At 40.0% G+C, this 16,217-nt stretch carries 12 protein-coding genes and 4 tRNA genes; all 16 read left to right on the top strand.

The features are described 5' to 3' along the window. The first annotated feature begins 81 nt into the window (after nt 1-81). The 16 genes from G7062_RS04900 (at nt 82) to G7062_RS04975 (ending at nt 16,156) form a co-directional block, all read left to right on the top strand. Nucleotides 82-2,229, top strand: a complete 2,148-nt coding sequence (locus G7062_RS04900) for an ATP-dependent helicase (RefSeq protein WP_166064816.1) — start codon at nt 82-84, stop codon at nt 2,227-2,229. Continuing rightward, nucleotides 2,226-4,205, top strand: coding sequence for an NAD-dependent DNA ligase LigA (ligA, locus tag G7062_RS04905; RefSeq protein WP_166064817.1), 1,980 nt, complete (start codon nt 2,226-2,228; stop codon nt 4,203-4,205). The genes G7062_RS04900 and ligA overlap by 4 nt, the downstream gene beginning before the upstream one ends. After that, on the top strand, nt 4,202-5,356 hold the full coding sequence (locus tag G7062_RS04910) for a CamS family sex pheromone protein (RefSeq protein WP_166064818.1): 1,155 nt from the start codon (nt 4,202-4,204) through the stop codon (nt 5,354-5,356). Before ligA ends, G7062_RS04910 begins: the two co-directional genes overlap by 4 nt. 8 nt (nt 5,357-5,364) lie before the next feature. Continuing rightward, the gene (locus tag G7062_RS04915; RefSeq protein ID WP_166064819.1) at nt 5,365-5,661 is read left to right on the top strand and encodes an aspartyl/glutamyl-tRNA amidotransferase subunit C; all 297 of its coding nucleotides are present in this window, start codon (nt 5,365-5,367) and stop codon (nt 5,659-5,661) included. Then, nucleotides 5,661-7,001: an amidase family protein gene (locus tag G7062_RS04920; protein WP_166064820.1), complete on the top strand. Its 1,341-nt coding sequence runs from the start codon at nt 5,661-5,663 to the stop codon at nt 6,999-7,001. The genes G7062_RS04915 and G7062_RS04920 overlap by 1 nt, the downstream gene beginning before the upstream one ends. After that, a complete protein-coding gene (gene gatB / locus G7062_RS04925; protein WP_166064821.1) occupies nt 7,001-8,419 on the top strand; it encodes an Asp-tRNA(Asn)/Glu-tRNA(Gln) amidotransferase subunit GatB in 1,419 nt (472 codons plus the stop codon). The genes G7062_RS04920 and gatB overlap by 1 nt, the downstream gene beginning before the upstream one ends. 35 nt (nt 8,420-8,454) lie before the next feature. Then, nucleotides 8,455-9,135, top strand: coding sequence for a hypothetical protein (locus G7062_RS04930; RefSeq protein WP_166064822.1), 681 nt, complete (start codon nt 8,455-8,457; stop codon nt 9,133-9,135). A 58-nt stretch (nt 9,136-9,193) separates the two neighbouring features. After that, entirely contained in the window at nt 9,194-10,375 is a 1,182-nt protein-coding gene (locus G7062_RS04935) for an O-antigen ligase (protein WP_166064823.1), read from the top strand. Between the two features lie 230 nt (nt 10,376-10,605). Then, nucleotides 10,606-10,681 (top strand) — tRNA-Asn (locus G7062_RS04940). Between the two features lie 8 nt (nt 10,682-10,689). Beyond that, nucleotides 10,690-10,765 (top strand) — tRNA-Glu (locus G7062_RS04945). Nucleotides 10,766-11,050: 285 nt separating this feature from the next. Further along, nucleotides 11,051-11,126: transfer RNA gene (locus tag G7062_RS04950), tRNA-Asn, on the top strand. 188 nt (nt 11,127-11,314) lie between these two features. Beyond that, nucleotides 11,315-11,390: transfer RNA gene (locus tag G7062_RS04955), tRNA-Glu, on the top strand. Nucleotides 11,391-11,509: 119 nt separating this feature from the next. Continuing rightward, the gene (pepF, locus tag G7062_RS04960; protein ID WP_166064824.1) at nt 11,510-13,309 is read left to right on the top strand and encodes an oligoendopeptidase F; all 1,800 of its coding nucleotides are present in this window, start codon (nt 11,510-11,512) and stop codon (nt 13,307-13,309) included. A gap of 87 nt (nt 13,310-13,396) precedes the next feature. Further along, nucleotides 13,397-13,918 (top strand): DUF2812 domain-containing protein, encoded by a 522-nt coding sequence (locus G7062_RS04965; protein ID WP_166064825.1) that lies wholly within the window; start codon nt 13,397-13,399, stop codon nt 13,916-13,918. A gap of 104 nt (nt 13,919-14,022) precedes the next feature. Further along, entirely contained in the window at nt 14,023-14,991 is a 969-nt protein-coding gene (locus G7062_RS04970) for a LacI family DNA-binding transcriptional regulator (RefSeq protein ID WP_240915984.1), read from the top strand. An 88-nt stretch (nt 14,992-15,079) separates the two neighbouring features. Continuing rightward, nucleotides 15,080-16,156, top strand: a complete 1,077-nt coding sequence (locus tag G7062_RS04975; RefSeq protein ID WP_166064826.1) for a galactose ABC transporter substrate-binding protein — start codon at nt 15,080-15,082, stop codon at nt 16,154-16,156. The last annotated feature ends 61 nt before the right edge of the window (nt 16,157-16,217 follow it).

A 16,217-nucleotide genomic window follows, 5' to 3' on the forward strand; every position in this document is an offset into this window, starting at 1 on the left:
GCTTCGCAATTTAAGTCTTCTTTATATAGAAATCTCACAATGAAAGAGGGGTCTCTATGGTATAATATTGACGGTGATAAAATGGATTATATACAAGGTTTAAATAAAGAACAAAAAGAGGCCGTGTTGACACACAATAAACATGTTCGCGTTATAGCGGGAGCAGGGAGTGGGAAGACACGTGTTTTGACGACGCGTATTGTGCATTTAATGAAAGACCGTGGGTATTATCCATCGAAGATTTGTGCAATAACTTTTACGAATAAAGCAGCAAATGAGATGAAAGAGCGGATGGAACGCATGGACCCTGAGGCCTTGCGTGTTCACACTTCAACAATTCACTCACTGTGTGTACGCATTCTGCGCGAGGACTTCGAGGCCTTAAACTTAGTGCGTAACTTTACGATTCTTGACACTTCAGATCAGCAATCAGTATTGCGAGAAGCATACCGACGTTTTGAGTATGACCGCAAAGATTTAACATATCGTGAAGTCCTTTCGTATATTTCAAATAATAAAATAGCAGATGTAACGTATACACATGCGCATACACTAGCAGGTTCAAATTACCATGAACAAAAAAAGGCGAATGTTTACGAATTTTATGTTAAACGTTTAAAAGAACTTTTTGCTTTGGATTTTGATGATCTCTTGATTGTGGTCAATAAGCTTCTCAAAGAAAATGAAGGCGTACGCCAAAAATGGCAACGTCGTTTTAATGTTGTTCTTGTGGATGAGTTCCAAGATGTTGACCATATCCAATATGGCATTATTGACAGCTTGGTTGGAAAAGACAATGAACTCTATGTCGTTGGAGACCCTGACCAGACAATTTATACATGGCGGGGTGCTAATGTTGATTTCATTGTCCAATTTGAAAAAAAATACCCCGATAGTGAGACAATCGTCTTGAACCAAAACTACCGTTCAAGCCAACACATTCTTGATAAAGCAAACCGACTTATTGAGAACAACAAAGACCGTCCAAAAAAGGACTTGTTTGCCAACAAAGAAAATGAATTTGAGGTGCATTATGAAAGCCTTGAGGATCCCGAATCTGAAGCGTACTGGGTGGCACGAAAAATTGATGAGCTGAAAGATGAAACAGGAAGTTATTTAAATACGGCGATTTTATATCGTTCGAACTATTTATCCCGTTCACTTGAAAAGTCATTGATTGCCCGTCAAATTCCTTATGTTATTTACGGTGGGTTGCGATTCTACGATCATGCAGAAATTAAAGACATGATGAGTTACCTTCGTATGGTGACTCACAGTGATGATCTTGCACTCAGACGTAGTATTGCCATTCCGCGTCGTGGAATTGGAGATAAGACTTTGGATACAATTTCTGATCAAGCAGAAATGCGTGGCTTAACAATGTTTGAAAGCATGTGCTTAGATGTTGAGCAAGGACAGGCTACGCCGAAAGTTCGCAAGTATGTTGAACTCATCTTAGAATTTAAAGATATTGCCAGTGAATCCTCATTGGAATATACAATGCAATATGTTCTAAAACACAGTGGACTCTTGGAACATTTTGAAAAACTTCAAGAATTAGAACGTCTTGAGAATATAAAAGAACTCGTGTCCGATGGAATCAACTTCCAGAACAACTATGAAAATGGAACTTTGGAAGAGTATATTCAAATGGTAAGTCTTTATGGGGATAAAGCTGAAGTTGTCGAAGGGGACTATGTTCGTCTGATGACAGTTCATGCTGCAAAAGGGCTTGAGTTTGAAAACGTGATTATAATGGGAGTCGCTGATAATGTTTTCCCAAATAAAAATAGTATTCAAGAGGGAACAGGTGGTATTCAAGAAGAACGCCGCTTGATGTATGTTGCGATTACCCGAGCACGAGAACGTCTTTTTGTGACCAACAATACTGGTTATAGTTTTGTTACAAGTGGGTATGCGAAGCCATCGCGATTCATTCGCGAAATGGGACTCGAAAAAGAAGAAAACGTGTTTGCAGATGCTGAACCGATGGTATCGCTAAAACAGCAAGCACATGAGTCGCTCGCTTCATTTGAGAGCCAAGCTGGTTTCTCACAACGCAGTGCGAATTTTAAAAAGAGCGATGTCGTTGTTCATGATGAATTTGGTGAAGGGATTGTAATCCGTGTCGAAGATGAAACGATGCGCGTTGCATTTAACTTCCCCTATGGGACGAAGACAATATCCCGAAAATTTAAGGGTGTCCGTAAGAAAGGTGAGATGTCATGATTGAAAAAAGAATTCTTGAATTAAGGAAACAACTCCATCAATACAATTACGAGTATCATGCGCTCGATAAGCCAACAATTGCAGATACTGAATACGATCAATTACTTCATGAACTGGTGACACTCGAAAATGAGAATCCGGAGTTCTATGATGCGAATTCGCCGACTCAGAAAATTGGTGGTGAAATTGCCGAAGGGTTCACCAAAGTATCCCATCGTTTCCCGATGTATTCTTTGGGCAATGCTTTTTCACTTGAAGATTTGCAAGAATTTGATGCGCGTGTGCGCAGTCAGTTTGCCGATGTTGAATACATTGTTGAATTGAAAATCGATGGTCTTGCAATGTCGATTGATTATGAAGATGGACAGTTCACCCAAGCAGTAACCCGAGGTGATGGATCTGTTGGTGAAGATGTAACGGCCAATTTAAGAGTGATAAACTCTGTTCCGTTGCGCCTCAATGAAGATGTTGATGTTACAGTTCGAGGTGAAGTGTTTATGCCAGTATCATCCTTCACCCATGTGAATGAATCGCGTCGCGAAATGGGGGAAGCACTTTTTGCAAACTGTCGAAACGCTGCTGCTGGAACGATGCGTCAATTGGATGCATCCGTTGTACGTTCACGAGGTTTGGATGGTTTCTGGTATACGCTTGTGAATGCGCGAGAATTGGGAATATCCAGTCAATCAGAGGCCTTAGCATTTTTGAAAAAAATTGGGTTTAAAGTAAATCCTGAATACCGTCAATTCGCGACAATTGAAGCAGTCTATGAACGCGTCCAAGAGATTGAAGCCATGCGAGATGTTCTGGGTTATGATATTGATGGTGCAGTCATTAAAGTAAATCAATTTGCAATTCAAGATGCACTGGGATTTACAATACGAACGCCACGTTTTGCGATTGCTTACAAATTTAAAGCAGAAGAAGTAAAGAGTGTTGTTGAAGATATTTTTGTTACAGTAGGCCGTACGGGGAAAATCACTCCCAATGCGAAGTTGTTGCCGGTACAGATATCGGGATCACTTGTAAGTTATGCAACATTACATAATGAAGACTATATTACAAATAAAGATATCCGCGTCGGTGATACAGTTATTGTACGAAAAGCCGGCGAGATTATCCCTGAAATTGTAAGTGTTGATGTCAATGGACGCGATGGTACACAGGTGCCTTATGTCTTTCCAACACAGTGTCCCGTTTGTCATGAACACCTCGTTCGCTTTGAGGGCGAGGCAGATCACTATTGTGTAAATGTCGATTGTCCAGCAAAAATTGCCGAGGCCTTAGTACATTTTGCTTCACGTGATGCCATGAACATCGATACATTGGGTGAACGACGCGTCTATCAACTCCATGAGGCGGGGCTTCTCAAAACAATTCCTGATATTTACCGCTTGCATACGCGCATTGAAGCGATGGAAGTACTGGACAAGATGGGATCGAAAAGTGTCGAGAAACTCTTGGCTGCAATTGAAGCAAGTAAACAAAATTCAGTTGAAAAATGGTTGTTTGGTCTTGGGATTCGTCATGTTGGGGCAAAGACATCAAGCCTTATTGCAGCTCATTATGGAAGCATTCAAAACATTATGAAGGCGACTGTTGAGGAATTGTTAACAATTGATGAGGTAGGAACAGTCATTGCCGAATCGGTAACTGGATTCTTTGAAATCGATGCCAACCGCCATCTGGTTGAAGAACTTGTCGACATGGGTCTAAATCCTGAATATACACAACGTGTGACATCTGCAAAATTTGCGGGAATGAAGTTTGTTCTCACAGGAACACTAACAACCATGGGTCGCAGTGATGCAAAGAAATTAATCGAAGCACAAGGTGGGGATGTTGTTGGAAGTGTCAGCGCAAAAACAGATGTTGTTGTTTACGGTGATAGCGCCGGATCAAAACTCACAAAGGCGCAAGAATTAGGAATTACAACATGGACTGAAATGCAATTCTTAGAGGAGGTGAATGCATGATTAAAAAAATAGGACTTGCCGTAATCATACTCGCAGTACTCACAGGGTGTACACCGACGGCTGAAGAGGCCAACCCTGATGAACCGCAAACATCGGTAATTAGTGGAAATAAAGGAGATTACTCAATAATCTCTCCTTTTGTAACGTCACCCTTGCGAACAACATATGCACAGGGATTCCGCGAGACAGACGTTCTTGAAATTGGAAGACGACTTCAAGATAAATCGAAAGAATACTTTGCGCCAAGTAGTTATTTTGTTTCTGAAGGAAGTGTCTTGGATGAGACGCGCTACAACGAACTTACCCGTCGACGCAGCGACTCCAATCCATTTGGATTGAATCCTGCCAGTGAAGGCGAACCCTTAGTTGATCAGATCTATGACGAAAAAGGTGAAGTTACAGGTGAAGTAACGATTCCAAAACCATACTTTGTCTCAGATATCACCGAATTGACATTTCACAAAGATAAGAATCGTAAAGAAGTTGATGGCGTGAGCTTCGCGTTGGTTCTTGATCGATATCAAGTCTTGGATAATGGATCCTACCATTATTTATCCGATGATACTTTCTACCGACTTGCGAATGACTACATTGCAGTTCAATTCGAAGCGTACTTAAGAAACCGCGTTCCTGGCTTGGAAGAAACACCCATAATGATCGCGTTCTATGTTCAAGACAGTGCTGCTGATATGGGTAACATTGTTGATAATGCGCCTGGGAAATTTGTTCCGGGTCACTACATTGCACATGGGTATTATAAAGATCAAAGAGAGTCAGGGACTTTAACCCGTGATAACGAGCAATGGTTACTTTTAAACTCAACAGAAGCATCAACGCAACTTCCACAGTCATACGGAAATTTCTCGGTGTTTAAGCGAAAGATTGCCAACTACTTTGGCGATGAGAATATTGGCGTTATTGGTATGGCGTTTGTCGTTGATGGAAAAATTCAACAATACCAAATTGAAGTCAACACTGGTTCAAAAACCCAATTAGAGCTGTATGGCATTACCCAATACTTGAGCAGTATTGTCACAGAATTGGATTCCAGTGATGTGCCCATTACGGTTAATGTTAAACTTTACCAAAACACACGTGCTGTGATTAATTACACACCGGGTCAAACACCGGTAACGACATTTGTTTATTAGGAGGCAATATGAAATCGTTAGATAAAGATACAATTACAAAACTTGCATCTGATTTAATGTTAGAACTTACTGACACTGAAACAGCGCAAATTGAAAAAGATGCTGTGCTTTTTGCACAGCAGGTTGCAGCCTTGCATCATATTGATACTGCAGGTGTCACGCCGATGTCTTACCCTTTTGAGGAAGAAACACAATGGCTTCGTGATGATGTCGCCAATCATGTGATTTCACAAGAACTGGCGTTTGAGAATGCACCACGCATTGAAGGTGACTATTTTGAGATTGTGAAGGTGGTTAATAAGTAATGAATACAAAAATTGATGAACTAAAAAAAATAAATGCATCACTAAATGCAGTCGTAAGTTTTGTAGAACCCAATCTCGGGGGAACAGGTAAAATATCCGGATGGGATATTGCACTTAAAGATAATTTCAACATGGTTGGCACATTGACAACTGCAAGTTGTAATTTATTGAGTAATCATAAATCAATTTACAATGCCCATGCGGTTGATCGCATGTTGGCTGAAGGTGCTGTTGTTCTTGCAAAGACATCAATGGATGAACTTGGGATGGGTGGTACAAACTTATCCGCAGTAACTGGACCTGTTAAAAATCCATACGATGCAACCCGCATTTCAGGTGGATCTTCAGGTGGGAGTGCGGCGCTTGTTGGTGCTCGCGCGATTCGTGTTGCAATGGGTTCTGATACGGGTGATAGTGTTCGCAAACCGGCCGCTTTCTGTGGTGCGGTAGGAGTGAAACCGACATACGGTCGTATTTCGCGATACGGTGTTATCCCATACGCATCCTCTTTGGACCATGTTGGATATTTTACACAAAATATTGCCGATGCTGCGGTCATGTTGGAAGTCTTAGCAGGGCGTGATGATCGTGATATGACAAGCTCATTCGCACCTGTTGATACATACAGTGAAAATCTTACGATGGATTTAAAAGGAAAACGTATCGGTGTGTTTAAAAGTGTTCATGATACCATCAGTAACACAGCGTTTACCGATGCATTTGCTGCTTTCGCAAAACACGTGGAGGCACAAGGTGCCATCCTTGTTGAAAAAGAAATGGACTTGGAATTGCTGCGTGCAGTACTGCCGGTTTATAGTGTCATTTCAAATTCAGAAGCTGTTGCTAACCATGCAAATCTTGATGGTGTGCGTTATGGATTATCACAAGATGGAGAAACACTCGAAGAAATCATGAAACGTACACGAACCAATGGATTCAGTTCAATGATTAAGAAACGCTTTGTATACGGTGCGTATGCTTTGGATGACATTCATCAAGAAGAAGTATTTAACCAAGCAAAACGTGTCCGTCGCGTTATTGTTGATGCATACCGCTCATTATTCGCCGATGTTGATGCGATGGTAGTATTGGCGTCAGGTCAAATTGCACCCAAAATTGAAGGACCCTTTATGGACGAATCCAGCGATGAATATCTCATTGCTGAAAATCACATGGTTATCAATAACTTTGCAGGATTCCCAAGTTTAACATTGCCTTTAGGTCTTGTAGAAGGAATGCCAATTGGTCTGAATGTTACGACCCTTCCATTTACGGAATCAACCATGTTCGCATATGCTCATGAATTTGAGAAACTTATTAATTGGAAAGGAGCCTTCTAATGAATTACGAAGCAGTGATTGGAATTGAGATTCATTGTGAGCTCAAAACAGAAACTAAAATGTTTTCCGGGGCACCCCTTGGATATGGACAGCGTCCAAATACGGCAATTAACGAAATTGACATTAGTATGCCAGGAACCCTTCCTCAAGTTAACAAGCAAGCTGTTGCACATGGTGTGAAACTTGCCCAGGCTTTGAATTGTGATATTGATACACTGGTACGGTTCGATCGTAAAAACTATTTTTATTCAGATCTTCCTAAAGGCTATCAAATCACGCAACAATTCTACCCGTTAGGTCGTGATGGATTGTTTAATATTTTGGTTAATGATGACATCAAAACAGTTCGCATTAATCGCCTTCACATGGAAGAAGATACGGCCAAACAATTTCATGAAGGTGAAAATACGCTGATTGATTTCAATCGCGCTGGAACGCCTCTTTTAGAAATTGTTACGGAGGCTGACTTTAGAACTGGTGAAGAAGCAGCAGCTTACGTTGACGCATTGAGGTTGTTAGTGGTTTATCTGGGAATATCGGATGGTCGCATGGATGAAGGATCGTTGCGATGTGATGTTAACATTTCAATTCGGCCCGTGGGTCAAGAAGCATTTGGTACAAAAGTTGAAATCAAGAATCTCAACTCAATTAGTAACGTTCAAAAGTCAATTGAATACGAAATCAAACGTCAAACAGAAGTTGTTGAAAGTGGCGAAGCAGTCATTACAGAAACACGTCGTTTTGATGAAAAGCATCAATCAACGGTATCGATGCGTGTGAAAGAATCGGTTGTCGATTATCGCTACTTTGTAGAGCCCAACATCGCTCCAATTCGATTGGGAGCAGGGATTATGGACCAACAAGAGATTGAGCTACCAGTCGCTCGTATTATGCGTTACAACGAGTCTTTGGGTTTGAGTATGTATGATGCCAGTGTTTTGGTAAAAAACAAGGAACTTACAGACTATTTTGAACTGTTAATTCAAGATACATCGGAGTACAAGCTCGTTGTAAACTGGCTGACGCAAGATATTCTTTCGGTTTTAGACAAGAAAGAAGGTCGCCCATTCGAAGTATGGATTCAACCCAAGTATTTTATCGAGCTCATCGATGCCATTAAAACAGATACAATTTCGTCAAAACAAGCGAAAGAGGTTTTTGCGAAAATGGTCGAAGGAGAATCTCCAAAAGCAGTCATTGAGAAGTCGGGCATGGTTCAGATTAACGATGAACCAACAATTCTAGCGTGGATTGAAGAGGCGCTTGAAGCCAACCCACAAGTGATTGATGACTATCGTAATGGTTCAAATAAATCCCTTAAATTCGTTGTCGGTCAAGTTATGAAGTTGTCGAAGGGTCAAGTAAACCCTCGCATCGCAAATGAACTTGTTGTGCGTACGCTTGATAAGAAGATTTAAATAATATACAATTTACACGTACAAGGAGGATCGAGATGACAACAAAACAAGATCCAAAAAAAGTAAACACAAAAACTAAAAACAAAAATAAAAAACGTGATTGGTCATTTTATGCCATAATCGTCTGTTCAATTCTACTTTTAATTCCAGCAGTATTTCTTGGTTATAATATCTTGCAAGCGACTAAAGGAACAGGGAAACCCTTGTTTGGTCATCGCTTTGATGGAGATTTAGAACCGAAGATTGATGATGCGAAACTAGCAGCTATTAATGAGAAAATAAAAGGAGTTGCCCATGTTGAAACAGTCTCAAGTGATGTTAAATCCGCTACAGTTCGTTTCACAGTGAAAGTTGCTGAAACCACAGAGAAAGACGCATATCCAGAAATTGCGAATGCAATCTATGAAGTGATTACTGCCGACTTGCCTGTTGATCAATACTTTAAGCGCACGGATACTCAGAAGATGTACGATGTGGAAATTAATGTCTACAATATCTTGACACCAACTGAAGCACAACGTCCGAATTTCCTTTATTATCTCTTTAACAAAAATTCAAATGTTGAAGAAGCGATTGGGAACTTTGTCTCAGAACCACTCTCACCAGAACTTGTTGAGAAGTTGATTGCCGCTGAACAAAAAGCCGATGAAAAACCTGAAACTACGCCATCAGAAGAAACTCCTGAAGGTGAAGCAGAAGGCGAAACTACCGAATAATCAAAAGAAAGTGACACTATTGTTATAGTCGTCACTTTTTCTTGTGGTAAACTAATAGATGATGAATCCATTACGCATACACATGCAGCGCGTGATCAGCACTCTTAAAGAATATCAATTGTTTCTTTTGATTTTCATGCTGTTCTTGCCAAATTATCTCATGTATCCGGCACTTATAGTTGGCGGAGTTTTCATATTCTACGAACTCATCAAATATCGTGATGTAAAGTGGTCATTTATTTGGTTGCTCGTTGTGTACGTATTGATCGTAGCGTGGCTCAATAACAATGTTCTGGGAATTGTTGCAGGATTATTCCTTTTATACCTTATTGCCTATGTAGCCGCCATCAAGCGTCGTATGACGCCGCGAAATTACATGAAGTTGCAGTATTATATTGTTTGGAGCTCGTTGTTCAATTTTTTCTTTATATTTATTCGTTTTCGACCACAGTGGTTTGAGGATATCCTGGCCGCTATTATGAAGTTTTTAAATATTGGACATTTGCCAGCGTGGCAACTACCCTATTATGGTCAGGGATATTTCCGTGCTTATTCGACATTTGATAATCCGAATTTTTATGCGTTCATTCTGCTCATTGTATTGTTAGTTTGTTTTAACCAATTACAGTTCCAACTTACCTTTAAGAATTACAAACTATTTTCATTTTATGCAGGTGCTTTTATTATTAATACCTATGCATTGTTACTGACGGGAACACGATCAATCCTTTTTGCTTTAGCAATTGGTCTTGTCGTCATTATCCTTGTCCAAAGGAAGTGGCTCCAGCTGAAGATACTAATCCTTTTGGGTGCGTTGGCAGGAATCTTTATCCTAACCAACCCATCTGTGTTTCCGCGGTTTATGCAGGTTGCAGAGCACTCATCCATACGCTTCAATATATGGGAAAACGCATTGCATCAAATTAACAAGGAACCTTTATGGGGTAAAGGGCTTCTAACCTATGCATTTCTCTTTGATAATACCCATGCTCACAATATCTACATCGAAAGTTTCTTAAGTCTTGGTGTTGTTGGAACAATGCTTCTTGTGGCGTTTGTTATGGAACGGTTTTATGATATCTACAAAAATGCCTACTATCTTGATTATCCATTGGCTCTCTCATTAATGGCAGCATTCTTCTTGTATGGAATCTTTGATGTACCAATCTATTACTTCCAAACAAGCTTGCTATTTGTTGCTGTATTCTGCATTCCAAATCGTAACAATAGCACTTCATAAGTTAATCGTAACCCATGCCCTTGAGAGCGGTATGGGTTCTTATTTTGTGTGAGAATAATCTCTTAACTTAGACCGTATTATAGTCCTATATTAGACATTTTTTGATGGGATAAAATGTAATATTAGCCACTTAAAAGCCGTTCTCGTACAACTTTCACAAAAAAGACATTTATTTCAATAAAAGGCTTGCGTTAGATAATGTTGTATGGTATATTTTATAAGCGCTTGATGCTTGTTTAGCTCAGTAGGTAGAGCAATTGGCTGTTAACCAATGGGTCGTAGGTTCGAGTCCTACAACAAGCGCCATTATTTTTGGCCCGTTGGAGAAACGGTTAACTCACATGCCTTTCACGCATGCACTCACGGGTTCGAATCCCGTACGGGTCACCATACAATAAAACACAGGATGCTTCGGCATCTTTTTATTTTATCTATACAAACAACGGAATATTTTCGTACCTACAGAACACAGTTTGGTTGCGTGCGCCCAATCAATATTGCTACACGTTTTGGATTAAATAATGGCTGGCGTTAGATTATGATTGCGAAAATTACTGCTTTGTAGAATCACGATAATAGAATTGTCCAAACAATTGAAATTATGTCACCAAAATTGCTTTTTGATATTGCACGGTTCGTGAATGTATGGTATATTTTATAGGCGTTAAAAATACTGCTTGTTTAGCTCAGTAGGTAGAGCAATTGGCTGTTAACCAATGGGTCGTAGGTTCGAGTCCTACAACAAGCGCCATTTAACTATCAGACTTCCTTAGGGAAGTTTTTCTTTACGATCAAAGTCCCTTATAAGTACGTTTAAGAAAGTGTTTGTGAATTAATCTTATATTTTAAGCAAAAAGGCTTTACATGCTAATTGTAAGTTGGTATAATACAAAAGCAATCGGGAAAGGAATCGTAATTCTGGACTTAAGATTGGAAACTGGCCCGTTGGAGAAACGGTTAACTCACATGCCTTTCACGCATGCACTCACGGGTTCGAATCCCGTACGGGTCACCATGATAAAATTCAAATCATCTCACACTGAGGTGATTTTTTTTGTATGTTTCGTCGTGTTATTTTATGGTAAAATAGATGCAATGGGAATGACATCCCACAATAGAATAAGAGGTGTGACAATGTCAGAAAAATTTGAATTACCACTTCGTTCTGAAGTGGCCGAGAAAGACACATGGGATTTAACGCCGATGTTCGAAAACGATGCGGCATGGGATCAGGAATTTGATGCAATTGCTGCAAGTCTGTCTGAAGTTGAAAACTTTAAAGGGACTTTGGGTAAAAATGCTGAATCATTGTTAGCGGGATTAAAATTTCGTGATGAATTAAGCTACCGACTTGAATTGCTTTATGTATATGCGCATCTTAGCTTTGATGTTGATACTACAAATCCAACGTATCAAGCGATGAATGCACGTGTTCAATCACTGGCGGCACAATTTGGATCGAGTTTCTCTTTCTATAATGCTGAAATATTGGCTGTTGACGAATCTGTGATTCGTGGATACTTAGCTGAAAATGAAGCGTTGGGTCTTTACCAACACGAGTTTGATGGTTTGTTTAAATCACGTCAACATATTCTCAGTGACAAGGAAGAACGTATCCTTGCCTCAGCAGGAGAAATCTTCCAAGGTCCATCACAAACCTTTGGAATGATTAACAATGCAGACATTCAATTTCCGAAAATTAAAGACGAAAATGGCGCTGATGTACAATTATCACATGGCCGCTATGCGCTGCTTATGGAGTCTGCAGACCGTGGCGTTCGCGAACGTGCTTTTAAAGGCATGCAAACAACATTCGGTGACTTGAAGAATACATTGGCAAGCACATTATCAGGAAATGTGAAAATTCATAATTTCAATGCAACAATTCGTGGTTACAATTCAGCGCGTCATGCTGCTTTATTTGGGAATGATATTGACGAAGATGTACACGCATCGCTCATTGATGGCATCCACAACAATATTGGCTTGCTGCATGATTATGTGGCCTTACGCCAAGATGCATTAAAAGTTGATGATATTCAAATGTACGACATCTATGTACCGATGGTTGAAGATGTTGATCTTAAATTCAGCTATGAAGAAGCACAAGCAATCATTCTTGATGCGTTAAGTGTTTTAGGCGAAGAGTACTGTGCAGTCTTAAAACGCGCCTTCAATGAGCGTTGGATTGATGTTGTAGAGAACAAAGGGAAGCGTTCAGGTGCATACTCATCCGGAACCTATGGTTCAGCTCCTTACATCCTTCTAAACTGGCAAGAGAACATTGATAATATGTTTACACTTGCGCACGAGTTGGGTCACTCGGTACACTCTTACTTCACACGTAAGTACCAACCTTATATTTATGGGGACTACTCAATTTTCGTAGCGGAAGTGGCTTCAACAACAAACGAAAACTTACTGCTCAACTACATGCTTGATCAGTACGATGATCCGCAAATTCGTGCGTATCTCTTGAATCACTATTTGGACACCGTGAAGGGTACTGTATTCCGTCAAACCCAATTTGCTGAGTTTGAACACCTTATCCATGTTGCTGACCAAGAAGGGACTGCTCTAACGGCAGACTACCTTATTGATACCTACTACAAGTTGAATCAATTCTATTATGGTGATTCAATATCAACACAGGAAATTGGTTATGAGTGGGCGCGCATTCCGCACTTCTACTACAATTACTATGTTTATCAATATGCTACTGGATTCAGCGCAGCGACATTGTTTGCTGAAACAATTTATGGTGGTGGCGATGCAACACCATACTTGGATTTCTTAAAATCAGGAAGCAGCGACTATCCAATCAATGTCTTGCAAAAGGCGGGTGTTGATATGAAGGATACCAAAGCCATTGATACAACGCTTGCCAAGTTTGGCGAACGAATGGCCGAACTTCGCACTCTTATTGTTAAATAATATCAACGTGTTGCCTTCGGGTGACACGTTTTTTTTGTATTTGTAATCACGAGAATCAAACGGTATAATCGAATCAGAGGTAAAACTATGACGATAACAGAAAAGAAAGTATTTGCATTACAGCAGTATCACCAAGAAATCAAGTATCTCGAACAGATGTCTTCTAAAGGGAAAATGTTAGTAGCGTTTGATGGCGATGTGTATACATTTGCAGATAGCGAGATTGAATGGATCTATGAGGTTGAGTTTCGAATTGAGTTAGACAAACAGGCACTTATTGATGCTTATATGCAAGAAGGTTATGAATACATAACAACCTATACATCCAGCAAGGGTGGAACATACGCTTATTTTAGACGCCCTAAATCAGTCGTAATGGAACGTAAGCGCAATCTTGAAGACAGAACGCAAGTCTTAAAACTTAACGTGAATCGAATCGAACGCTTTACGTTAGTAATTCTTGTCGCTGTTATTGGGTTTTATGGATATCAATACATCACGAATGGAAATTTGCTTTACCTTGTGATAATCGGCCTCGCACTCACGATGGCGGGGTATGTTGCGCTGCAACGCCGAAAAATGTTGAATATTATCAAGGAATTGAAGTAAATGTCTGGTAATTTTAGTAAAACTTTACTAAAATAGTGTTAAAGGTACCTAAGGTATATGGAGGTAGTTATGGCAACGCTAAAAGATGTCGCATTAAAAGCGGGGTGAGCCCGGCAACCGTCTCACGCATATTAAATGAAGATCCGACTTTGAGTGTCAAAGAAGAAACGCGTCAAGATGTTCTTGAAGCGGCGCTTGCTTTGGATTATAAAGTGAAACGGAAGTCACAGACAAACAATCAAATCTCAATTGCAATTGTACAATGGATATCAAGCTATGAAGAGGAAGAAGATCCCTATTACTTTGCACTTCGTAAAAGTGTGGAAAGCTGTTTTATTTCGGAGCGAATCCATGTTAAACGGTTCTATAAAGAAAATATTTCCGATGTATTCGAAGATGAAAATATTGATGGAATTATCTGTATTGGGAAATTCTCGATGCAGCAAGCAGGCGACTTCGCTGATCATTGTTCTAATATAATTTTTGTTGACTCAAATCCTGACGAATCGCGTTTTTCTTCTGTTGTTAATGACTTGGAACATGCCTCAAAGTCGATACTTAAGCACTTAAAAGACAATGGGCACCGTGAAATTGGGTACATTGGTGGACGTGAGTTTCTTGGGCCTACTCAAATTGAATATGTCGATAAACGCGAGCGAACATTTCATGATGTTATGAAACAAGATCAAGAGATGGTTTACTCGAAACAAAATGTCTATCTGGGAACATACAGTGCAAATACCGGTTATGTGTCGATGTTACATGCCTTAAGTCAAAATAGGGTTCCTACCGCATTTGTGTGTGCATCGGACACCATTGCAATGGGTGCGTTACGGGCAATTGGGGAGATGAAGTTGGAAGGCAAAATTTCAATCATCGGCTATAATGATATTGCGACTGCTAAGTTTTTTAATCCTCCGTTGACGACGGTTTTACTGGACACACGATACATGGGGGAAATTGCCGCGAGCATGCTTCAATTAATGATTAAAACGCATAATCGAATGCCGGTAAAAGTAGTATTGCAAACGAAACTAATCGAAAGGGAATCAGACTACAAAGTAAACATTTAGTAAATGCTGTTGACAAAAGCGCTTACATTAGATATTATTGACTTACACCTAGTAAATATTTACTAGAGTTTTATCGGGAGGACAAACGATGAAAAGAATGAGTAAGTTGATTTTAGTATCTTTGTTGGCGCTTTCTTTAGTAGCCTGTTCCAATAAATCGGAAGGTGGCGGTTCTGGGGATGGTAAAACATACAATGTCGGAGTTGCAATCTATAAGTTTGATGACAACTTCATGACATTATACCGTCAAGAGCTTGAAAGCTATTTTGGGGAATTAGGTAAGGCAGATGGCAATACTTATAAGATTGATATCCAAGATGGAAAACAAGATCAAGCAAACCAAACTGAGCAAATTAATAACTTTATCGCACAAGGTAAAGACATAATCATTGCAAACCTTGTCGATCCAACAGCCGCGGGTGCAGTTATCAATGCAACCAAAGCGAAAGAAATTCCTGTTGTATTCATCAACCGTGAACCAGAACCAAGCGAACTTGAAATTTGGCCAGGAAAAACTACGTATGTTGGTGCTGATGCAACACAATCAGGAACACTTCAAGGAACGATTATTTCTGAACTCGCAAATAAAGGTGATATCAACGGAGATGGTCAAGTATCCTATATTACACTCATGGGAGACCCAGCAAACGTCGATGCACAGCAACGTACTGAATTCTCAATCAAAGGTCTTGAAGCAGCAGGTATGAAAACAAATCCACTCTCAAGTCCATATCAAGCGAACTGGGAAGCTTCAAAAGGTCAAGAGTTTACAGCCAACGCACTCGAACAATTTGGGGATAAACTTGAAGTCATATTTTCAAATAATGATGGAATGGCAACAGGTGCTGTTACCGCAATCAAAGCAGCTGGACGTAAAATCAATGAAGATATCTTCGTCGTTGGAGTTGATGCGATTCCAGATGCAATTGAATTATTAAAGAATGGTGAACTGACGGGAACGGTTCTTAATGACCACTTCAATCAATCACACACTGCAGTGGATGTTGCAGTTAAACTGTTGAATGGTGAAGATGTCGCGTCTTACTACTGGCATGACTATGTAGCTGTACGTAAACCTGAAGATGCTGAACTTAAGAAAGCAGATGCACGTACGGAAACAGTTGAAGAAATTGTAAAACGTTATGCAGAGCGCGCAGCACAATAATAAAAACTGAATGAGTCTCACAAGTGTGCTTAACGGCACACTTGAATTTTAAGTGGATAAG

Origin of the sequence: Erysipelothrix sp. HDW6C, assembly GCF_011299615.1 — a bacterium.
Classification (GTDB): domain Bacteria; phylum Bacillota_I; class Bacilli_A; order Erysipelotrichales; family Erysipelotrichaceae; genus Erysipelothrix.